We start from the raw sequence: 21,227 nt of genomic DNA, 5'->3' as shown, positions 1-21,227 counted from the left end.
GAGGAGGACCGACATGACGATCGACCGGCAGGCGCCGCCCCCGACGGGCGGGCGCAGGGGAGGGCAAGCCATGAACGACAGCAGCGCACCGGACGGTCCCCGCTTGCGGCTCACCTTCGAGGCGTTCTGCGCCACCCACGAGCGGGCCTGGTCGGGCTTCGCCCGCACCCAGGTCGGCGCCGACCACGGCGCCGCCGAACTGATCGTCGCCGAGATGAAGGCCCACCTGCGTCGCAACTGGTCCCTCGCCCTGCGCCAGGAGATCCCCGCCGCCTACGCCTGGCGCCTGCTCAAGGAGCACCTCGGCGCTTGGCTGGACGCCCAGAGCCAGCCCGCCGCGGTGCAGATCGCCGCGATGGACGCCGTGATCGGACACTTCTGCCGACAGGCCCGGCTCAGCCTGGAGACCCTGCCCGAGCAGATCGGCCTGCTCACCGCGATCCTCGCCCTACCCGAGCGCCAACGCGACATCATGGTCCTCACCTACTGCCTCGACCTGGACGACGACGAGGCCGCCGCCTACCTCGGCACGCCGACCGCCACCCTGCGGTCCAACCGCCGCCACGCCCGCCGGCGGATAGCCAAGGCCATCGGCCGACCCGACCTCTCGGACAGGGAGTCCCGGTGAACCGCAATCTCGACCACCCCGGCCTCACCTCCTGGCTCGACGGCGGCCCGGCCTGCAACGGCTGGCCGACCGACACGGAAGCGGGAGGCCGGACGGAGGTCTTCACCGGCACCGCGGCCGCACCGCCCGTGCAGCCGCCGCGGATCACCGTCGCACCGGCACCCTTCCCCTCCGCCCACGAGCAGGCCGCCCACGAACTCTCTCTCGCCATCGCCCTGGTCCTCAACGCACCGCAGGCCGGCGCGTCCCTGAAACAGCTGGTCAACGGGTCCCGGATCCACCCGGAGGGCGCGCTCGTCCTCGCCTGTCTGCTGGCCCTCACCGGCCGGGTGGACGCCGCGCAGTTCTGGTGGCAGTTCGCGGCCGGCTCCGGTAGCACCACCGCCGCGTACCTCCTCCACCTGCACCACCAGCAGGCGGGCGAGACGCGGGACGCCGCCTACTGGCGCGCCCAGGCGGAGAACCTGGCCGAGAACTCGCGGCACCGCCCCGGACCCCACCGCCCCGCCACCGCGCTGCTCCCCGAGCAGGTGCGGCACGACATCCTCGCCCGCTGCCACGACGGTCTCGCCCCCCGCCTCCCGCCCCGGCTGCAGGCCGTCCTCAACCAACTCGTCGTGGACGGCGAGGACGAGGACTTCGGCGAGATCCCCCAGCCGTCCGCCAGCCTGGTCGAGGACCTCGCCGCAGCCCGGTGACGCGACCCGGTGACGCAGCCCGGACGACGCGTCAGCCGGGTGCGGCCCAGGCGGCGCGGCCGAGGGGGCGCCGCGCCGGCCTCCGCTCGCGGGTCGCGGGCCACCGCCGCCGGGGCGGGGTGCGCCGACGCGGTGTCCGCGTACCCCACCCCACCCCACCCCGGCCGCCCGGCGCTACCTCGGATCACGGTTGAAGACCGACTTCGACCAGAGGTAGCCGAGGACGGTGAGCGCCACGCACCAGGCGACGGCGAGCCAGCCGTTGTAGCCGATCCCGCTGCCGAGCAGCAGGCCGCGCAGGGTCTCGATGGCCGGCGTGAACGGCTGGTACTCGGCGATCGGCTGGAACCAGCCCGGCATCGCGTCGACCGGGACGAAGGCACTGGAGATCAGCGGCAGGACGATCAGCGGCAGCGCGTTGTTGCTGGCGGCCTCGGCGTTCGGGCTGACCATGCCCATCCCCACCGCGATCCAGGTGAGCGCCAGGGCGACGAGCGCGAGCAGACCGAAGGCGGCCAGCCACTCCAGGGCGGTGGCGTCCGTGGAGCGGAAGCCGATGGCCACGGCGACGGCGCCCACGAGGAGGACACTGGCGACCGACTGCAGGACGCTGCCGATGACGTGTCCGACGAGGATCGACCCGCGGTGGATCGCCATGGTGCGGAAGCGGGCGATGATGCCCTCGGTCATGTCGTTGGAGACGGACACCGCCGTCCCGACCACCGTGCCACCGATGGTCATCAGCAGGATGCCCGGCACGACGTAGGCGATGTACGCGGAGCGGTCGGCGCCGCCACCCATCCCCGCGCTCATCACGTCCCCGAACACGTAGACGAAGAGCAGCAGCAGGACGATCGGGGTGAGCAGCAGGTTCAGGGTGAGTGACGGGTAGCGCCGGGCGTGCAGGAGATTGCGGCGCAGCATCGTGGAGGAGTCGCGCACGGCGAGGGAGAGGGAGCTCATCGGACGGTCTCCTTGGACTGGTCGGTGCCGCCGGTCAGGGCGAAGAACACGTCGTCGAGGTCGGGGGTGTGGACGGTGAGTTCGTCGGCCGCGATGCCGGTGGCGTCCAGCCGGTCGAGGACGGCGCGCAGGTCGCGCTGGCTGCCGTCGCTGGGGATCCGCAGGGCCAGGGCCTCGTCGTCGCGGGTGACGTCGTGCAGGGCGAGGGCGGCGGACCGGTAGGCGGCCGGGTCGGCGAAGCGCAGCCGCACGTGGCCGCCGGGAATGAGTCGCTTCAGCTCGTCGGCGGTGCCTTCGGCGGCGATCCGGCCGTCGTTCAGGACCGCGATGCGGTCGGCGAGTTGGTCGGCCTCCCCCAGGTACTGGGTGGTGAGGAGGACGGTCACGCCGCCGGTGACGAGTTCGCGGATGATCTGCCACATGGTGTGGCGCGAGCGCGGGTCGAGGCCGGTGGTCGGCTCGTCGAGGAAGATGACCCGCGGGCCGCCGACCAGCGTCATGGCGATGTCCAGCCGGCGCTTCATGCCGCCGGAGTAGGTGGAGGCGGGCTTCCCGGCCGCCTCCACCAGGTCGAAGCGTTCCAGGAGTTCGGCGGCGACCCGGCGGCCCTCGCGCTTGGTGAGGTGGTGCAGGTCGGCCATCAGGAGCATGTTCTCCTCGCCGGTGATCAGGCCGTCGACGGCGGAGAACTGCCCGGTGACACCGATCGCGGCGCGCACCGCCTGCGGCGCGGTGGCGATGTCGTGGCCCGCCACCCGGGCCTGTCCGCCGTCGGCGCCGATCAGGGTGGAGAGGATCTTGACGACGGTGGTCTTGCCGGCCCCGTTCGGGCCGAGCAGCGCGAACACGGACCCGTCCGGGATCCGCAGATCGATGCCGTCGAGGACGGTCTTGTCCCCGTAGGACTTGCGCAGACCGACGGCGGAGACGGCGGCCGGTGGCAGGTGACCGTCGGCCCGCCTGGGTGTGGGCATGGCGGATGAAGGCATGAGCCCTCCCGTTCGAGAACTGAAGTGACTGGGGCGTGTGCGAGGTGGCGGCGCCGGGGCTCAGCCCGCGGCCCGGAGGAGGTCGATGGTGCTCTGCCGGGTGTGGTTCTTCGGACCACGACGTCGTCGATCGTCTCCGGGATCACTGACGTCGCGAGGCCGATGACGCTATGGTGGCACCATGATGGCGCCATCCGCAAGCCTTTATGGCACCCACCCTGACATCGGCCTCGTGCCAGGCATTCCCGGGCCTCCCAGCTGCCCGATCCTGGAGCAAGCACCCCCAACGACCGGGCACCTCGCACCCCGAAGCCCCTGGAGGCAGCACCCGTGGCGCCTCATGACGTCTCATGACACCGGATGACACCAGATGGCACCACCCACGCGCCAGGCGTTGCCACGACGCCACCCGCAGGCACCCCACCGGCCCGCCCGACATCCGCCCCGGCCCCGGCCCCCGGCCCCGGACGAGCACCCGGCCCCCGACCCGCGACCCCCGGCCCGCGACCCGCCCGCCCTGCCACCGCGCGGGTCGCGGCATAGCCTGGACGCAGGACCGGACGCGGTGCCCGTGCGAGCACCGGGCTGCCCCGCGACGCCGCCCCGCAGTCAGGAGGAGCCGGCCATGAGAAACCCCGTCGTCGTGGGCGTCGCCGCCTCCCAGTCGAGCCTGGAGGCCGTGGACTGGGCGTCGGACGAGGCCTGGCTGCGCAACGCGCCGCTCCGCGTGGTCCACGCCTGGTTCGGTGAGGCGGCACACGCTCCCGCGGGTCAGGAGACCCGGCTCAGCAAGGACGCGGGCGCCGGCCTGCTCGACGCGGCCCGCGAACGCGCCCTGCTGAGGCACCCCGGCCTCGCCGTCGTGACGGAGCTGGTGGACGACCATCCGCGGCAGGCGCTGGCGGCAGCGGCCGAGGAGGCCCTGCTCCTGGTCCTGGGCGCCCGGGGTACGGGGGGCTTCCCCCGCCTGCTGCTCGGCTCGACCAGTCTCCGGGCCGCCGGCCACGCCACCTGCCCGGTCGTCGTCGTGCACGACACCGGGGCCGGCGCCGGCGGCGGCGGCGTGCTGGTGGGCGTCCAGGGCAAGGGACACGACGACGAGGTCCTCGCCTACGCCTTCGACTCCGCGCGGCGCCGGAACCTCCCCCTGTTCGCCGTCCACGCCTGGGCCTATCCGCTGGTCGCCGGGCCCGCGCACGACCTCCCGCTGGTCTACGAGGAGGCGGACATCGCCGCCGAGCACGACCGGCTGCTGGCCGAGGTGCTGGCCGGCCCGCGCGAACAGTTCCCGGACGTCACCGTCACCGCGACCGCGGTGCGGTCCAACCCGGCCCGCGAGCTGGTCGCCGGGTCGCAGACCCAGCGACTGGTCGTCGTCGGACGCCACGGTGAGCAGCGCGGACCGCTCGGCAGGCTGGGCTCGACCAGCCAGGCGGTCGTCCGGCACGCCGGCTGCCCGGTCGCGGTCGTTCCGGTCTGAGCGCCCGGCCCGCCTCGACGCCCGCAGCCCCCGGAGTCCCGCTCACCCGACGTGGACGCGGGGGCGGCGGCCGCGGTCCGGCTCGGCCTCCCGCAGCACCTCGCGGGTGACCGGCGCGACCTCGCCGTGGCCGAACAGGAAGAACCGCAGGAACTGGGCGAACGGGTTGCCCTCGGTCCACTCGAAGTAGATGTGCGGCTGCTGCCCCGTCCGGTCCCGGACTTCCATCAGGAGGGCCGCCAGGGCGTTCGGCACGCTGGAGCTCTCCAGGGTGAGCACCCGGTAGCGGTCGTGCAGGACCTCCCCGTGGACCTTCAGGACGGTCTCGAACTCCGACGGGTCGAGCACGGTGACCTCGACGAAGACCAGGTCGTCCTCGGCGGGGATGTCGTTGTCCGCCCGGATCTGGCGCTTCTTCTCCTGGTACTCCGCGAGGTCCCGGCTGTTCGGCTCGTTGGCGATCAGGCGCAGCGGGCGGTGCGTGTAGTCGCGGACGAAACGCTCGGCGGCCTCGTCGAACGCGACGTCCGTCACCCGCAGCTCGAAGGCCCGCTTGAGCCGGGAGAGCAGCGACAGCAGGATGATGCCGGCGATGAAGCAGGCACCGATCTTGACGCCGTCCGGCCGCTCGGCGATGTTCAGCGCCGTGGTGTAGACGAAGACCGCCGCGATCACCGCGAAGCCGACGGTCCAGTTGCGCTGGCGGGCCTTGTGCGCGGCGATGGTGACGGCGATCGCGGCCGAGGTGATCAGCACCAGCACGCCGGTGGCGTACGCGCCGCCCTGCGCGTCGACGCTCGCGTCGAAGAGCCAGGTCACCAGGAAGGCGATCAGGGTGAGCACGATGACCATCGGCCGCACCGCCCGCGCCCAGGCCGGCGCCATGCCGTAGCGCGGCAGGTAGCGGGGCATCAGGTTGAGCATGCCCGCCATCGCCGACGCGCCGGCGAACCAGAGGATCAGGATCGTGGCCAGGTCGTAGACGCTGCCGAAGGCGCTGCCCAGGTACTCGTGCGCCAGGTAGGCCAGGGCCCGGCCGTTGGCCTCGCCGCCGGGCTCGAACGCCGCCTTCGGGATCAGCAGGGTGGTGATGAAGCTGGTGGTGATCAGGAAGACGCTCATGATCAGCGCGGCCGTGGTCAGCAGCTTCCGGGCGCCCCGGATCCGGCCGGTCGGCCGTTCCTCGGTGTCCTCCGGATCGCCCTCGATGTGCGGCATCACCGCGACGCCGGTCTCGAAACCGGACAGGCCGAGCGCGAGCTTGGGGAAGGTGACCAGTGCGACGCCGATCATCGCGGCCACGTTGCCGTGCTCGGTGGTCAGCGCGTCCGACCAGTCGGTGACCAGGTGCGGGGAGCGCGCGACCTCCCAGAGCCCGGTGGCCACCACCACCACGTTCAGCGACAGGTAGATCGCGACCAGCACCACGGCCAGGCCGATCGCCTCGCTGAAGCCCTTCAGGAAGACGCCGCCCAGCAGCGCGACCAGGACGAGCGTGATCAGCACCTGCCGGCCGCTCAGCGCGCTCTGCAGGTGCGGGTTCTCCACCAGGTGCGCGGTGGCGTCGGCGGCCGACAGGGTGATGGTGATCATGAAGTCGGTAGCGGCGAAGCCCAGCAGCGCGAGGACGAAGAGCTTGCCCTTCCAGAACGAGAGCAGCCGCTCCAGCATCGCGATCGAGCCCTCGCCGTGCGGGGACTCCTTCGCGACCCGCCGGTACACCGGCAGGGCGCCGAACAGCGTCACCAGCACCAGCACGATGGTCGCCACCGGGGACAGCAGGCCGGCCGCCAGCGCGGCGATGCCCGGCTGGTAGCCGAGCGTCGAGAAGTAGTCCAGACCGGTCAGGCACATCACCCGCCACCAGCGGGCGCCCTGGTGCTCGACGGGCGCCTGCGCGTGCGGCCCGGGGTACTGCTTGGCCATGTCGGCCAGCCCGTCCAGCAACCACGCACGCAAGCGCTGCCGCCCCGACGCCGCGGCCCCCGGATCGGCCGAACCCGACGAAACCAAGCCGCACCCCTGTCCACCGACCCACGCCGCCTCACCGTCGGGCGACGGCAAGGCGACAGGGTATGCGGCTCGGATCATCGGACCGGGCAGCGCCGGGGCGATGTCGCCGCAATGGCGGAACACTCTCCCCCGGCCGCAGGCACACGCGGCCGCAGGAACCACCGCTGCCCGTGCCCGGCCCCGGCAGCGGGCGTCGCGGTCCCGGCGGCCGGACGGCGACGACCCGCCGGCGACCGGGCGACGGACAGCTCGGCCGGGGCGCCGCGGCGAAGAATATGAGCACGGCTCACAGCGATGATTGGCCCGTGGAACACCCGATGCGGCACAGTGGCCCCATGAGCGCGGACACGAGGAGTCACCGGGTGGCCGGGCAGGGCGGACCGGGCCGGCGGCGGCCGGTGCAGCAGCGCAGCCAGGAGCGCTACGAGCGGCTCCTGGACGCCTGCGCGGGGCTGCTCGACGAGGTCGGCGCGGCCGCGCTCACCACCAAGGAGGTCGCGCACCGCGCCCAGGTGCCGATCGGCACGCTGTACCAGTTCTTCGCCGGCAAGGAGGACCTGCTGGCGGCGCTCGCCGGCCGCAACCTCGACCACTACCTGGAGCGCCTCGACCGCCGGCTGCTCGACGCGGCGCCGACCGGTACCGCGGGGTTCACCGACCTCGCGGTGGACGAGTTCGTGGCGATGAAGCGGGCCGTCCCCGGTTTCGGCCAGGTGGACTTCGGGCTGGCCGGCGCGGCCGTGCCCGCCGGGGTCCGGGACGACCTGCACCTGCTCGACACCGACCTCGACAACAACACCGCCGTCGCGCTGCGCCTCCAGGCCCTCGGCGGCGACTTGTTCGCGACGGCCGACCCGGCGGCGCTCACGCTCGCACTGCGGGTGGCCCTGGAGGCGGCGGACGCCGTGCTCAAGCTCGCCTTCCGGAGCGCTCCGGACGGGGATCCGGCGCTGATCGGCGAGTGCAAGCGACTGGTCCGCTGCTACCTCGCCGAGCAGTTCGGCCCCCACTGACCGGGCCCGCACCGTGCCCCGCCCGGCGACGTCGACCGGCCCACGACGACACCCGCCCCCCGCACCGGCCGCACGGCCAAGCCGTTGCGGGCCCGCCCCCGCCGCAGCAGAGTGGAAGCAGAACGGCCGCCCGGGCGGCCATCGCGACCCGAGGAGCAGACCATGCACGCAGCGGTAGGTGACCAGCTCCACATCCACAGCAGGGCGGTGGGCATGGTCGACCAGAAGGGCGAGATCATCGAGGTGCGCGGCGCGGAGGGCGAGCCGCCGTACATGGTCCGCTTCGAGGACGGCCACACGGGGCTGATCTACCCCGGCCCCGACTGCAACATCGAGCCCCGCCAGGCGCTCCGCTGACCCATCCGGCCGCCACCCCGGGCCCGACCGGCGCGGGGTGGTGAGCCACGTGTCCGAGCCCGCACTGCCCGGCCCGCTCGCCGGGCTCGCCCCGCTGCTCGACGAGTACGGCTACGCGGCCGTGGCGCTCCTCGTCCTGCTGGACAACTGCGGAATCCCCGCGCCCGGCCAGACCATCCTGGTGCTGGCCGCGGTCTACGCCGGCGCCGGGCACCTCGACCTGGCCGCCGTGGTCGGGATCGCCTTCGCGGCCGCCGTCCTCGGGAACAGCCTCGGCTACCTGATCGGCAGCACCGGCGGCCGCGCCTTCGTCCACCGGTGGGGCCGCTACGTGCTGCTCACCCCCGCCCGGATGGAGCGCGCCGACGGCTTCTTCGCCCGGCACGGCGGCAAGGTCGTCACCGTGGCGCGCTTCGTGGACGGGCTGCGCCAGACCAACGGCATCATCGCCGGCACCACCGAGATGCCCTGGCGGCGGTTCCAGCCGTTCAACGTGCTCGGCGCGGCGCTCTGGGTGGGGGTCTGGTCCGCCTTCGGCTACCTGGCCGGGGCCAACATCGGGGCCGTGTACCGGACGGCGGTCCGGTACCAGCTGTGGCTGCTGGTCGCCGTCGGCGTGCTCTGCGCGGCGCTCGCCGCCCGGCAGCTGCTGCGCCACCGGCGGCGCCGCCGCGAGCACGCCGACCACGGCTCCTGATCCCGCGCGGCACGCCTCAGCGCAGCGGGAACACCTCGAAGGGGACGGCGAACCGGGTGCCGAGCCGGCTGCCGGCGCCCCGGCCGAAGCCCTCCAGGAACTCCTGCGGATCGGCCATCGCACCGCCCAGCCCGGCCAGGTACGCCTTGTGCTCGGCGAGCGAGGCGACGCCCTTGTCGAAGTGCTCGGTGGTATCCACGGCGTGCCGCGACTCGGGCGAGCCGGCCGCCCAGACCGCCCGCACCCCGTTCCACGGCTCGTACCCCTCGGCCACCAGCTCGCGGAACACCCAGCGGTTGGCGGCGTCCCGGACCGCGTCCAGGGTGGCCCGGCCGACCGCGATGTGGTCGGCCTGGTTGAGGAAGACCCCGCCGTACGTCTCACGGAAGTTGCTGGTGATGACGATGTCCGGGCGGTGGCGGCGGACGGCCCGGGCGATGTCCCGGCGCAGCGGCAGCCCGTACTCCAGCACCCCGTCCGGGTGGCCGAGGAACTCGACGGTGTCGACGCCGACCACGGCGGCGGAGGCGATCTGCTCGGCCTCGCGGAGCGGGCCGCAGTCCTCGGGGCTCATCGAGTCGATGCCGGCCTCGCCGCTGGTGACCATCACATAGACCACCTTCTTGCCCTGGGCCGTCCAGCGGGCGACGGCGGCGGCACCGCCGTACTCCATGTCGTCGGGGTGGGCGACGACCGCCAGCGCGGTCTGCCAGTCCTCGTCGACGGGCTCGAACGGCTCGGGAGCCTGCTGGTCGTTCATGGTGGTGCCGCCTCTCGGTGTCGCGCTCCGCACAGTCTCCGAGACCGCACGGTGGTCATACAGTCGTACCGCTGGCGACTCTAGAAGATCACCGAGTCGATCGACCGTCGGCCACCGCCCCGGGCAGGCCGACGTGCCCGGAGGACGTCACTCCGGTTCTCCGCCCGCCCGCTCCGCACGCTCCCCACACTCCTCCGGGCATCACTCCGGGGCAACTTGCAGAGTGTTCTCTGCAGAGACACCTATGCAGAGAACACTCTGCACCCTACGATGGCGCCATGACCGAACACCCCGCCCCCACCGAGCCGCCGGACCCGACCGAGCCGCAGCCGCCGGCCGACCGGCCGCTCCGCCGGCTGGACGCCCGCAGCCTGCGCGGGCTGGCCCATCCGCTGCGGATGCGGATCTTCGAGCTGCTGAAGCTGGACGGTCCCGCCACCGCCACCCGGCTCGCCGAACGGCTCGGCGAGAACACCGGCACCGTCAGCTGGCACCTGCGCCACCTCGCCGAGCACGGCTTCATCGAGGAGGACACCGGACGCGGCACCAAGCGCGAGCGCTGGTGGCGGCGGATCCCCGTCCGCAACGAGCTGAACACCGCCGAGTTCCGGGACGACCCGGACAGCCGGGGCGCGGTGGCGCTCTACACGCACGAGCTGGTGCAGCAGTACTTCAACCGCGTCACCTCCTACCTCAGCGAGGACTGGGCGGGCGACTGGCGCAACTCCGGCACCATCGCGGACTGGACCAACCTGCGCCTGACGCCGTCTCAGCTCAAGGCCCTCAACGAGGAGTTGTTCGAGGTGATCGGCCGCCACACCCCCGCCCCGGACGCCGACCCGGCGCCGGACGCGCTGCCGGTCGTGGTGCAACTGCAGTCCTTCCCCCGTACGTCGCGCGGTGCCGAATGAGCGCCGGCGCCCGCGGCTCGCTGCTCCGCCGCAACCGGGACTTCCGGCTTCTCTTCACCGGCGAGGTCGCCGGCAGGTTCGGCGGCGCCCTCACCAATCTGTCGTTACCGCTGATCGCCGTCGGCGTCCTGCACGCCGGCGCCTTCGAGGCCGCCCTGCTGGTCGCCGCGAAGTGGGTGCCCTGGCTGCTGATCGGCCTGCCGGCCGGCGCCTGGGTCGACCGGATGCGCCGACGGACGGTCATGCTCGTCTCCACCGCCGTCTCCCTGGTGCTCCACCTCACCGTCCCCGCCGCCGCCGTGCTCGGCGTCCTCACCACCGGCCAGCTCCTCGCGGTCGCCGCGGCGACCGGCGCCGCCGAGGTCTTCTTCCAGACCGCGTACACCGCCTACCTCCCCGCCCTCGTCGCCGAACCGGACCGCGCCGAGGGGAACGCCGCCCTGCACGGCAGCGCCTCGGCCGCCCAGATCGTCGGGCTCGGCGCCGGCGGCGCCGCCGCCCAGACCTTCGGCCCGGTCAACAGCCTGCTCGCGAACACCGCCACGTTCCTCCTCTCGCTCCTCTCCACCGCCGCCATCCGCACCCGCGAGCCCGCCCCGGCGGCACGCCGCGGCGACCACCCGGGCACCGCCCCGAGCCCCCGCCCGAACCTGCGGCGCGAGGTCTCCGAGGGCCTACGCCTGATCACCGGCGACGTCTGGCTGCGCACCTTCGCCCTCCACGGGGCGCTGGCCAACATGGCCCTGATGGCCTACCAGTCGATCCAGGTCGTCTTCCTGGTCGAGCAGGCCCGTCTCTCCGACGGCGCGATCGGCGCGGTGGTCGGCGCCGCCGGTGCCGGCGGCGTCCTCGGCGCGGCCGTCGCCCGCCGGGTCGGAGCCGCGATCGGCACCGCCCGCGCCCTGATGCTCTTCCTGTTCTGGGTGCCGATGCTGGCCCTGCTGATCCCGCTGACCGGGCCGGGCGCCGGTGTCGCCTGCTACGTCCTCGGCGGTCTCGCCGTCTCGGCGGGCATCGTCGCCGGTAACGTCCTCCGGGCCACCTTCCAGCAGCGCCACGTCCCCGCCCGGGTGCTCGGCCGGATCAGCGCGAGCGGTTCCTTCCTCAACTACGGCGCCATCCCCCTCGGCGCCCTGGCCAGCGGCGCGACCGCCTCCGCCGTCGGGGTGGTGCCCGCGATGTGGCTGGCCACCGCCGCCGTCCCGCTCGCCGCCGCCGTCCTCTGGCTGTCCCCGCTGCCCCGCCTGCGCGACCTCCCGGACGGCTCCGCCGCGCCGGCCACCCCGGCCGCCTCCCCCACCCCGGTCGGCCGGCCCTGACGGGGCGGCACCCCGCCCCCCGGCACCCCGCCCCCGGCGCCGCGACACCGAGCCGTCCGGCGCGCCGACACCGGGCCCGCCCCGGCCCGGAGCCGTACGTTTCTCGTATGGCACGGAGCGCACGAGCCGGCCGGCTCGCACCCCCCAGCTGGATCACCGCGGGCCTGCGCCCGCAGCCCGCACCGATCCCCTGGGCGGCCGTCGCCCGCGCCGCCGTCGCCCTCTCCGCGCCGCTCGCCGTCGGTCTCGCGGCCGGGCAGCCCCAGTACGGCGCGCTGGCCTCCATGGGGGCGCTCTCCGGAGTCATCGGCGACACCGCCGACGCCTACCGGATGCGGGTCTACAACATCGCCGTCCCCCAGCTCTTCGGCGCCGTCGGCGTCACCCTCGGCACCCTGGTGTACGGGGAGGGCTGGCTCGCCGTCGTCGTGCTCACCCTGATCGCGCTGGTCTCCGGCATGATCTCCTCGATCGGTTCGGTCGCCTCGGTGTCGGGGCTGCTGCTCCTGCTCAACGCCGTCGTCGGGGCCGGCCTGCCGATGCCGGCGCCCTGGTGGAAGCCGCCGCTGCTGCTCCTCCTCGGCGGCCTGGTGGTGCTCGCGCTCACCCTGTTCGCCTGGCCGCTGCGCGGTGGCGTCCCGGAGCGGACGGCGGTCGCGCAGACGTACCGGACCGTCGCCGACTTCCTCCGGGCGGCGGGCACCCCCGCGCACGACGAACGGCGCCTGGCCGTCACCCACTCGCTCAACCGGTCCTACGACCTGCTGCTCGCCCACCGCACCCGCCGGCACGGCCGCTCCCCCGGCCTCACCCGGCTGCTCGCCCAGCTCAACGCCGTGATCCCGGTCGTGGAGGCCGCCTCGGCGGCGAAGCTGCGCCCGGCCTCGCTCGGCCCGCTGCCGGACGCCTACCAGGCGGCGGCCCGGGCCCTGGCCGACACCGTCGAGCGGGGGCGGCCCGGCGAGCCGCACACGCTGGACCTGCCACCGCCGACCGGTCCCTCGGAGCGGGCCGTCGACCAGGCGCTGCGGTACGCGGCCGCCGTCGCCGGGGAGCCCGCGCCGGACCCGTTCGGCGGGGCCGACCGGCTCGGCCGCCCCGCCGTGCTGCACGTCCGGGCCCGCCGCACGGCCCGCGCGGCCCTGCTGTCCGGGGCGTCCTGGCGCTACGGCCTGCGGCTGGCCCTGTGCATCGGCGTCGCCCAGACGCTGGTCTCGGTGATCGCCGTGCCCCGCTCGTACTGGGTGGCGCTGACCGTCACCTTCGTGATGAAGCCCGACTTCGGCTCGGTCTTCTCGCGCGCCGTGCTGCGGGCGTTCGGCACGGCGGTCGGCCTGCTGATCGCCGTCCCGGTCCTCGCCGAGGTGCCGCGCGGATGGTGGGACGTGCCGACCATCGCCCTGCTCGCGATGCTGATCCCGGCGTTCTCCGCGAAGGGCTACGCCTTCCAGACCGCGGCGATCACCCCGGTCATCCTGCTCCTCTCCGACCTGCTCAACCACCAGGGGTTCCGGCTGGTGGCGCCCCGGCTCTACGACTCGCTGATCGGCTGCGGGGTCTCGCTGATCGCCGGCTACCTGCTCTGGCTGGAGTCCTGGCACACCCGGATCGGCGACCGGCTCGCGGACGCCGCGGCGGACACCGCGGCCTACGTCAGGCTGGCGTTCGACGCGGACCCCGGCCGGGACCAGTCGGCCCGGCTCCGCCACCGGCGCAGGCTCTACCGCGACCTGTCCGCCGTGCGGTCGGAGTTCCAGCGGGCGCTCACCGAACCCCCGCCCACCGGGGCGCGGGCCGCCGCGTGGTGGCCGCTGGTCATCGCCGTCGAGCGGATCGTGGAGGCCACCACCGCCACCCGGGTCCGGATCGACCACGGGGTGCCCCCGCCGCCGGCGGCCGAGGTCGCCGCCATCACCCGTGAGCTCGACGAGCTCGCGGCGGCCCTGCGCGCCGACGCTCCGCGACCCGCGACCCCTCCGCCGTCCGACCCGGCCGCCAGCACCGGGCGGACCGGCAGAGGGACCGGGCCGGAGACCGGCGAGGAGTCCGGCGGAGAGTCCGCCGAGGACGGCGTGCTGGCGCCGCTGCGCCAGGAGGTGCGGGCCGCCCGGGCGATCGCCTCCCCGGGCCCGGGCTGAGCACCGGCACCCCCTCACGCGGGACGCCTCGCCCGGCCCGGCTTGAGCACGCACCACGCGGGACGCCTGCCGACCCCGCGCTCAGTCCTGGATCCGCTGCCAGGGCCGGTCCGCCTCCAGCGCGAACGCCAGCTCCAGCAGCAGCCGCTCCCGGCCGTGCGCGGCCGACAGGTGCACCCCGATCGGCAGCCCGTTCCCGGCCGACTCGGCGGGCAGCGAGATCCCCGGGCCGCCCGTCACGTTGTTCACCGGGGTGAAGGCCACGTACCGGCCCAGCCGGTCCAGCAGCTCGTCGAATGCCACGTTCGGGCTCAAGTGCCCTATCGGCGGCGCGACATGGGCCAGCACCGGCGAGAGGATCACGTCGTGCTCGCGGAACAGTCCGCCGTACGCAGCCTCCGCCTGCCGGAGCCGGCGCAGCACGCCGGGCGTGCGCAGGAACTCCCGGTGGAAGCGCCGCCGCAGCCCCGTGGTCAGACCGTCCAGCTTCCGCGCCTGGAAGCCCGGGTCCAGCAGCAGCCGGCCGGTGGTGGCGATCATGAAGGCGATGCAGCCCCAGTAGAGCGTGAAGTCGCGGGAGAAGTCCTCGCCGAACGGCAGCGTCGCGGGCGTGACCTTGTGCCCCATCGCCTCCAGCCGCGCCGCCGTCCGCTCGACCGCCTGCCGGGTCGGCCCGTCGGTGACGGCGATCGGGGAGTCCACCACCAGGCCGACCCGCAGCGGCCGGTCCCCCGGGCCCTCCACCAGTCCGAGCGGCGGCAGCGCCGGATTGCGGTGGTGGAGTTCGGCGGCGGCGAAGAAGGCGGCGGTGTCCCGGACGGAGCGCGTCACCACACCGTCCGTCACCAGGTCGATCGGCAGCCGGCGGCCCTGGTCGTTGGCGACCAGCCGGCCGCGGGTCGGCTTCAGGCCGACCAGGCCGCAGCAGGCGGCCGGTATGCGGATCGACCCGCCGCCGTCGTTGGCGTGCGCGATCGGCACGACGCCCGCCGCGACCAGCGCGGCCGCGCCGCCGGAGGAGGCCCCCGGCGAGTGCGAGGTCCGCCACGGGTTGCGGACCGGCCGGGCCTCGGCGAACTCGGTCGAGGCGTTGAGGCCGAACTCCGGCATCCTGGTCTTGCCCAGCACCGCCAGGCCGGTGCTGAGGAACTGCTCGGCGAAGCCGGCGTCGCGCCGTGCCGGCTTGGCGCGGAACGCCGAACTGCCCTGCCCGGTGGGCATCCCCCGCAGGTCCACGTTGTCCTTGAGGTAGCTCGGGACCCCGAACAGCGGGGCCCCACCACCGGCCGGGGCGCTGCGCGGCTGCCCGTACGACGCGAACGCGACGGGTGCCAGCGCCGCGTCGACCCGCTCGGCGCGCGCCGCCGCGGCGGCGGCCAGCTCACCGGGAGCGACCTCGCCGGACCGTACCAGCGCCGCCAGCGCGACCGCGTCGTGCTCCCCCAACGCGTCGTCCCCGAACGCGTGGACCCGCTCCTCGGCCATCCGAACTCCCCATCCCTACCGGTCGGTAATACCGCGCGAGTTCCGCAGTCTAGGCGTGCTCCGCCCGCCCGGACACCCCACCGGACGGCCGGGCGGACGGGCCGGGCGACCGGGCCACCTGATCCGACGCGCCGTGAGCAACGCCGTGAGCAACGCCCGCCCGGCGCCGTGCGGGCCTTCGGTGCTCCCGCCCCGGCGGCATCCCCCCGTACGCTGAGGTGCCCCGGGAACACCCCTGCGGTGTCGCCCGGGACGCCCGGCAGCACCCAACGAGCCCTCTCCCGAAGGCGGTCCGCCATGACCCGACTCCCGGTCGCCGTACTCGGCGAGTGCGTCGCCGACGCGTTCACCGACTCCTCCGCCGAGCGGCGCCCCGGCGAACTCGCGCTGCGCGTCCTGCCCGGCGGCGGCCCCGCCAACACCGCCGTCGCGCTGGCCCGGCTGGGCACCCCGACCCGCTTCCTCGGCCGGATCTCCGCCGACCCCTTCGGGGCGCTGTTCCGACAGCACCTCGACTCCTCCGGCGTCGACCTCGGCGGCAGTGTCGCGGCGGCCGAACCCAGCACCCTGGCCATCGCCACCGTGGACGAACTGGGCCAGGCCCGCTACTCGTTCCACGCCGAGGGCACCGCCGACTGGGCCTGGACGCCGGCCGAGCTCGGCGCCCTCCCGCTGGCCGGCGTGGGCTGTCTGCACACCGGCTCGCTCGCCCTGGTCCGCGAGCCCGGCGGCCCCCGCGTCGAGGAGTTGCTGACCCGGGCCCCCGGCCGCCCGACCGTGTCGATCGACCCCAACGTGCGTCCGCTGCTGGTCGATCCGGCACGCTACCGGTCCCGGCTTCCGCACTGGTGCGCGGCCGCCGACATCCTGCGGCTCAGCGCGGACGACCTCGACCTGCTGCTGCCCGGCGTCAGTGCCGAACGCGCCTGCGACGACTGGCACCTGGCCGGCGTTCGACTGGTCGTGATCACCCTGGGCGGCCGGGGCGCGCTGGCCTCGCTGGACGGCGAGCGGCTGACCGTCGACGCCCCGCGGACCGACGTGGTCGACACCATCGGCGCCGGCGACGCCTTCACCGGCGGCCTGCTGCACCACCTCGGCGGGATCGGCCGGCTCGGCGGCCGCCTCGACGCGCTGACCCCGGAGGAGGTGCACGACGCCTGCCGATTCGCCGCCCGGGTGGCCGCCCTGACCTGCTCGGTCGCCGGCCCCAACCCGCCCTGGCACGCCGACCTCCGGGACCGGGCCGACTCGTAGCCCGACGCCCCGCACCGGTGGCCCGTGCTCCGGCATCCCGTCGGCCGCCCCGGGTAGGCTCCGAAGATCACCCGTACACCGACCGTCGGCCCCTCGACCCTCGCCCGGCACACCACGATCACTCCGCGATCCCACCGTGTTCCCACCGAAGGCAGGCCCCCTTGCTCGACTACGACGACACCGGGTTCCGCCGCGCCGGCGCCCCGCACCGGATCATCTCCGGCGCCCTGCACTACTTCCGCGTCCACCCCGACCTCTGGGACGACCGCCTGCGCCGGCTGCGCGCGATGGGCGCCAACACCGTCGACACCTACGTCCCCTGGAACTTCCACGAACTGTCCTCCGGCGAGGTCGACTTCACCGGCTGGCGGGACATCGCCCGGTTCGCCTGGCTGGCGCGGGCGAACGGCCTGGACGTGATCCTGCGCCCCGGCCCGTACATCTGCGCGGAGTGGGAGTTCGGCGGCCTCCCGGCCCGCCTGCTCGCCGCCGACGGCGTGCGGCTGCGCTGCGCCGACCCGGCCTTCCTGGCCGAGGTGGACGGCTGGTTCGACGCCGTGGTGCCCGAGATCCTGCCGCTGCTGGCGAGCCGCGGCGGCCCGGTGGTCGCCGTCCAGGTCGAGAACGAGTACGGCAGCTACGGCGACGACGCCGGGTACCTGGCCCACCTGCGCGACGGCCTGCTCGGCCGGGGCCTGGACTGCCTGCTCTTCACCACGGACGGCGCCGAGGACGCCATGCAGCAGGGCGGCGCGATCCCCGGCCAGTTGGCCACCGCCACCTTCGGGTCGCGGGCCGCCGAGCGCTTCGCCGTCCTGCGCCGCCACCAGCCCAAGGGCCCGCTGACGGCGATGGAGTTCTGGATCGGCTGGTTCGACCGGGTCGGCGGGCCGCACCACGTCCGCGACGCCGGGGAGTCCGCGCGCTCCCTCGACGAACTCCTCGCGACCGGCGCCTCGGTCAATCTCTACATGGCCCACGGCGGCACGAACTTCGGCTTCTGGTCGGGCGCCAACCACTTCGGCGCCCATCCGTACGACGCCGGGTACGAGCCCGCCTCCACCAGCTACGACTACGACGCGCCGATCGGCGAGGCGGGTGAACTGACCGAGAAGTTCCACGCGTTCCGGTCCGTCATCGCCAAGTACGCCCCACTGCCGGACGCGGCGCTGCCGGAGCCCGCCCCGCGCGTCGCGCCGCAGCGGCTCGCAAGCCCGACCGGCCGCGCCCGCCTGCTGGCCTCCCTCGACGCGCTGTCCACGCCGGTCCGCAGCGCGACGCCGGAGCCGATGGAGCGGGTCGGCCAGTCCCTCGGCCTGATCCACTACCGCACCCGGGTGCCCGGCCCCCGCCCGGCCGCGGCGCTGCGGATCGACGGGATCGGCGACCGGGCCCACGTCTTCGCCGACGGCGTGCCGCTCGGCGTCCTGGACCGCAATGCCCCCGGTGGGACGCTGCCGCTGGAGAGCGGCCCGGCCGGTGCGGCGCTCGACATCCTGGTGGAGGCGCTCGGCCGGGTGAACTACGGCCCTCAGCTGGACGACCGCAAGGGCATCGGCCGCGGCGTCTCGCACGGCTCCCAGCGCCTCTTCGGCTGGGAGATCCGCCCGCTCCCGCTCGACGACCTGGGCCCGCTCGCCTTCGGTGACGCCACCGCACCGGCCGCCGACGGTGACCCGGTCTTCCACCGCTTCGAGGCCGCGCTGGACGCCCCCGCCGACGCCTTCGTCGCCCTCCCGGACTGGGGCCGGGGCCTGCTCTGGCTGAACGGCTTCCTGCTCGGCCGCTACACCCGGCAGGGCCCGCAGCGCACGCTGTACGCGCCGGCCCCGCTCTGGCGGGCCGGCCGCAACGAGCTGGTCGTCCTCGAACTGGAGACCCACGGGGAGGCGGTCGAACTCCGCGACACGCCGGACCTCGGCCCCACGGCGGCGGCGCCCAGCGCGGACTACTGAGGCCACCCGGAGCGCCGAGCCCCCGGCGCCCGGAATCCGGCGGGCCCCCGCCCCGCGAACGGCCTCGGCCGGCGCGGACGCGGCGGTCCGGCCGCTCCCTCGGCGATGGCACTATCGCCACATGGTGCTACTGTCGATATCACCATGTTGCTCAAGCTGGACCTCACCGACAACCGCCCCCTGCACGAGCAGGTCGCGGGTGCGATCCGGCGCGCGATCGCCGAGGGCGAGTGCGCGCCGGGCGACCGACTGCCGCCCGCCCGGGAGCTCTCCCGCGCGCTCGGCGTCAACGCCAACACCGTCCTGCGGGGCCTGCGGGCCCTCCGGGACGAGGGAGTGCTGGAGTTCCGCCGGGGGCGCGGCGTGACCGTCGCCGGCGGCGCCGGCCAGCGCGCCGAACTGGCCCGGCAGGCGGCCGAACTGGTCGCCGAAGCGGCCCGCCTGGGGTACAGCCGGGCCGATCTCGTCGAACTGATCAGGAGGCTGCCGTGAGCAGTGGGGGGAACCGGAATCGTGGAGCGCGCTGGAGCGCGGCGGCCTGGGTGACCGGCGTCCTGGCGGCGCTGGTCGCCCTGCCGCTGAGTGCCGCCGGGCGGCTGCCCCAGCGGGTGGCCACCCACTGGGGCGACGGCGGGCAGCCGGACGGCTCGCTGCCCCGCTGGGCCGTCCCGCTCTTCCCCGCCCTGATCTGGGCGGTCCTGGTACTGGTCCTCGCCCTGCTGACCCGGCGCACGACCCCGCCGGCGCGCCCCTGGTTCGGCGCGACGCTGCTCTTCACCGGCGTCCTGCTGACCGGCGCCCAGGCCGCCATCGTGCACGCCAACCTGGACCGCGCCGACTGGGCCGAGGCCGACGGGGTCGGCGCCGCAGTCGCCCTGACCGTGGGCGCGGCCCTGCTCGCCGGCCTGCTGGGCCTGCTCGTCGGCCGGCGCGGTACGACGGCCGCCGCGGCCCCGGCCGGCGGACCGGTGCTCGACGTCCCCGTGGGAGAGCGGTTCGTCTGGCTCTCCTGGACGACCAACCCCTGGCTCCAACTGACCGCTGCCGTGTTCGGTCTGGCCGCGGCGGCCGGGGCGATCGCCGCGGCCGGCGGGCTCATCGACGCCCCCTGGGCGGCGATCGCCCCGCTGGCCCTCGTCGCCGCGGCGGTGCTCGGCTGCTCCTCCGTCCAGGCCCGGGTGACGCCCGAAGGCCTGGAGGTGGCCTTCGGCCCGGCGGGCTGGCCGGTCCGGCGCTGGCCGGTCCAGGACATCGAGTCGGCCCGCGTCGAACAGCGGACGCCCGCCCAGGTCGGCGGCTGGGGCTATCGGCTGAGCGGGCTGGGCACCACCGTGATGCTCCGGCGCGGCGAGTGCCTGGTCGTCCACCCGCGCACGGGCGCGGAGTTCGCGGTCAGCGTCGACGACGCCGAGCGCGGCGCCGCCCTGCTCAACACCCTCGCGGCGCAGCGGGCCGACGGGTGACCACGCCCGGCCCGGCCCCGAAGGAACCGCGTGCCCGGCAGGAATGCGCCCGGCCCACCGGTGGTTGACGCTTCGACAGGCCGATGATCAAGGCCTGACCAGGTGTGCGACCCCGGGGGACCAATGTCGAGCAGTACCACCGTCCATGGCAGCGTGGCGCCGGGATTCGAGGGGGTGCGCGCGGAGTTCGCCGCCGTCGTGGCCACCGATCCGGGCCACGGCGGCGCCCAGCTGGCCGCCCATCTGGACGGCCGCCGGGTGGTGGACCTCTGGACGGGCGAGGGCATGGCGGGTGACTCGCTGCTCTCCGTCTACTCCTCGGCGAAGGGCGCCGCCCATCTGGTGGTGGCGCTGCTGGTGCAGCGGGGCGTGCTCGGCCTGGACGAGGAAGTGGCCCGTCACTGGCCGGAGTTCGCGGCGGAGGGCAAGGCCGGGATCACGCCTTCGGACACAGCGGCGCGGTGGGCGCCCAGTCGTTCGCCGATCCTCGCAGCGGAGTGGCGTGCGGCTACACCCGCCGCAGGTTCGGCACCGAAGGCGGTGGTGCGCCGGAGAACCACGCGCTGGCCGCGGCCGTCCTCCGCGCCGCCGCGGCGGTGCGCTGAGGACGGGTGCCCGGCCGGCCTGCGCGACCGGCCGGGCACCCGCCGCCGTCACTGGTCCGAGTAGCTGAGGTCCCCCAGGGTCCAGCTGCTGACGTCGTCGATCGCGATGCGGTACATCCCGCCGGTGTGCGGGAGGCCGAAGCTGCCCTGCAGGATCTTGGCGAGGTGCAGGTGCAGGTGGGTCACCGGGGCGTCGGCGTCCGTCACCGCATCGGCGAACAGCGGCGCGAAGGGTTTGAGGTGGTCGGACGCTTCCAGGACTTCGGCGACTCGTTCCCGCCAGACAGTCTCGGCGGCGAGCCGCCCGGTGATGACTGCGCCGGGGACGACCACGGTGATCGGCATCTGATTACTGCCCGTCGACTCCACCATCGCGGTGATACTGATGAGCAACGGATCCGGGTTCGGCATACCGCCAGGCTAACGGACCGGACCCGGCGGAGTCAGGGTCCCGGGCCCGTCGGCTTCGCTCCGGCCGGTCCCGGCGCCGCCTGTC

General features: G+C 74.7%; 20 protein-coding genes. 14 read left to right on the top strand and 6 right to left on the bottom strand.

Annotated elements, in window-relative coordinates; genetic code table 11:
* Positions 1-70 precede the first annotated feature (70 nt).
* Both OG618_RS31775 and OG618_RS31770 read left to right on the top strand, forming a co-directional pair.
* The gene (locus OG618_RS31775) at positions 71-628 is read left to right on the top strand and encodes a sigma factor-like helix-turn-helix DNA-binding protein (protein ID WP_329491034.1); all 558 of its coding nucleotides are present in this window, start codon (positions 71-73) and stop codon (positions 626-628) included.
* Positions 625-1,326, top strand: coding sequence for a hypothetical protein (locus OG618_RS31770; protein WP_329491033.1), 702 nt, complete (start codon positions 625-627; stop codon positions 1,324-1,326). Before OG618_RS31775 ends, OG618_RS31770 begins: the two co-directional genes overlap by 4 nt.
* A gap of 174 nt (positions 1,327-1,500) precedes the next feature.
* Here the strand turns inward: OG618_RS31770 and OG618_RS31765 are convergent, their stop codons facing one another.
* Positions 1,501-2,289 (bottom strand): ABC transporter permease, encoded by a 789-nt coding sequence (locus OG618_RS31765; RefSeq protein ID WP_329491032.1) that lies wholly within the window; start codon positions 2,287-2,289, stop codon positions 1,501-1,503.
* Positions 2,286-3,263, bottom strand: a complete 978-nt coding sequence (locus OG618_RS31760) for an ATP-binding cassette domain-containing protein (protein WP_329491031.1) — start codon at positions 3,261-3,263, stop codon at positions 2,286-2,288. The genes OG618_RS31765 and OG618_RS31760 overlap by 4 nt, the downstream gene beginning before the upstream one ends.
* Positions 3,264-3,903: 640 nt before the next feature.
* Here OG618_RS31760 and OG618_RS31755 point away from each other — a divergent pair.
* Positions 3,904-4,758: a universal stress protein gene (locus OG618_RS31755; protein WP_329491030.1), complete on the top strand. Its 855-nt coding sequence runs from the start codon at positions 3,904-3,906 to the stop codon at positions 4,756-4,758.
* 42 nt (positions 4,759-4,800) lie between these two features.
* On the opposite strand, the gene OG618_RS31750 is transcribed toward OG618_RS31755, so the two are convergent.
* Complete coding sequence (locus OG618_RS31750; protein WP_329492365.1) at positions 4,801-6,684, bottom strand: amino acid transporter; 1,884 nt, start codon at positions 6,682-6,684, stop codon at positions 4,801-4,803.
* 422 nt (positions 6,685-7,106) lie between these two features.
* Here OG618_RS31750 and OG618_RS31745 point away from each other — a divergent pair, with 422 nt between their 5' ends.
* The 3 genes from OG618_RS31745 (at position 7,107) to OG618_RS31735 (ending at position 8,838) form a co-directional block, all read left to right on the top strand.
* A complete protein-coding gene (locus tag OG618_RS31745) occupies positions 7,107-7,784 on the top strand; it encodes a TetR/AcrR family transcriptional regulator (protein WP_329491029.1) in 678 nt (225 codons plus the stop codon).
* Between the two features lie 162 nt (positions 7,785-7,946).
* Entirely contained in the window at positions 7,947-8,141 is a 195-nt protein-coding gene (locus OG618_RS31740) for a DUF1918 domain-containing protein (RefSeq protein ID WP_329491028.1), read from the top strand.
* A 49-nt stretch (positions 8,142-8,190) separates the two neighbouring features.
* Positions 8,191-8,838: a DedA family protein gene (locus OG618_RS31735; protein WP_329491027.1), complete on the top strand. Its 648-nt coding sequence runs from the start codon at positions 8,191-8,193 to the stop codon at positions 8,836-8,838.
* A gap of 16 nt (positions 8,839-8,854) precedes the next feature.
* On the opposite strand, the gene OG618_RS31730 is transcribed toward OG618_RS31735, so the two are convergent.
* Positions 8,855-9,598, bottom strand: coding sequence for a PIG-L deacetylase family protein (locus OG618_RS31730; protein ID WP_329491026.1), 744 nt, complete (start codon positions 9,596-9,598; stop codon positions 8,855-8,857).
* A 278-nt stretch (positions 9,599-9,876) separates the two neighbouring features.
* Between OG618_RS31730 and OG618_RS31725 the strand changes: the two genes are divergently transcribed.
* The 3 genes from OG618_RS31725 (at position 9,877) to OG618_RS31715 (ending at position 13,966) form a co-directional block, all read left to right on the top strand.
* Positions 9,877-10,509 (top strand): ArsR/SmtB family transcription factor, encoded by a 633-nt coding sequence (locus OG618_RS31725; protein ID WP_329491025.1) that lies wholly within the window; start codon positions 9,877-9,879, stop codon positions 10,507-10,509.
* A complete protein-coding gene (locus OG618_RS31720) occupies positions 10,506-11,828 on the top strand; it encodes an MFS transporter (RefSeq protein WP_329491024.1) in 1,323 nt (440 codons plus the stop codon). Before OG618_RS31725 ends, OG618_RS31720 begins: the two co-directional genes overlap by 4 nt.
* A 107-nt stretch (positions 11,829-11,935) precedes the next feature.
* Positions 11,936-13,966 carry an FUSC family protein gene (locus OG618_RS31715; protein WP_329491023.1) on the top strand — a complete coding sequence of 677 codons (2,031 nt, stop codon included), beginning with the start codon at positions 11,936-11,938 and terminating at the stop codon, positions 13,964-13,966.
* Between the two features lie 81 nt (positions 13,967-14,047).
* On the opposite strand, the gene OG618_RS31710 is transcribed toward OG618_RS31715, so the two are convergent.
* On the bottom strand, positions 14,048-15,451 hold the full coding sequence (locus OG618_RS31710; protein WP_329491022.1) for an amidase: 1,404 nt from the start codon (positions 15,449-15,451) through the stop codon (positions 14,048-14,050).
* A 297-nt stretch (positions 15,452-15,748) separates the two neighbouring features.
* Here OG618_RS31710 and OG618_RS31705 point away from each other — a divergent pair, with 297 nt between their 5' ends.
* The 5 genes from OG618_RS31705 to OG618_RS38080 all read left to right on the top strand — a co-directional run bounded on the left by OG618_RS31705 (position 15,749) and on the right by OG618_RS38080 (position 20,795).
* Positions 15,749-16,708 carry a carbohydrate kinase family protein gene (locus OG618_RS31705; protein ID WP_329491021.1) on the top strand — a complete coding sequence of 320 codons (960 nt, stop codon included), beginning with the start codon at positions 15,749-15,751 and terminating at the stop codon, positions 16,706-16,708.
* A 161-nt stretch (positions 16,709-16,869) separates the two neighbouring features.
* Positions 16,870-18,663: a glycoside hydrolase family 35 protein gene (locus OG618_RS31700; protein WP_329491020.1), complete on the top strand. Its 1,794-nt coding sequence runs from the start codon at positions 16,870-16,872 to the stop codon at positions 18,661-18,663.
* A 144-nt stretch (positions 18,664-18,807) separates the two neighbouring features.
* The gene (locus tag OG618_RS31695) at positions 18,808-19,155 is read left to right on the top strand and encodes a GntR family transcriptional regulator (RefSeq protein WP_329491019.1); all 348 of its coding nucleotides are present in this window, start codon (positions 18,808-18,810) and stop codon (positions 19,153-19,155) included.
* The gene (locus OG618_RS31690; protein ID WP_329491018.1) at positions 19,152-20,126 is read left to right on the top strand and encodes a DUF1648 domain-containing protein; all 975 of its coding nucleotides are present in this window, start codon (positions 19,152-19,154) and stop codon (positions 20,124-20,126) included. Before OG618_RS31695 ends, OG618_RS31690 begins: the two co-directional genes overlap by 4 nt.
* A 123-nt stretch (positions 20,127-20,249) precedes the next feature.
* Entirely contained in the window at positions 20,250-20,795 is a 546-nt protein-coding gene (locus tag OG618_RS38080) for a serine hydrolase domain-containing protein (RefSeq protein WP_442906893.1), read from the top strand.
* Here the strand turns inward: OG618_RS38080 and OG618_RS31680 are convergent.
* Positions 20,780-21,142 (bottom strand): hypothetical protein, encoded by a 363-nt coding sequence (locus tag OG618_RS31680; RefSeq protein WP_329491017.1) that lies wholly within the window; start codon positions 21,140-21,142, stop codon positions 20,780-20,782. The two genes, OG618_RS38080 and OG618_RS31680, sit on opposite strands and share 16 nt — an antisense overlap.
* Positions 21,143-21,227 lie beyond the last annotated feature (85 nt).

The sequence above is a fragment of the Kitasatospora sp. NBC_01246 genome (assembly GCF_036226505.1).
Taxonomy (GTDB): Bacteria; Actinomycetota; Actinomycetes; order Streptomycetales; family Streptomycetaceae; genus Kitasatospora.
This window is presented reverse-complemented; position numbering and strand designations above follow the sequence as displayed.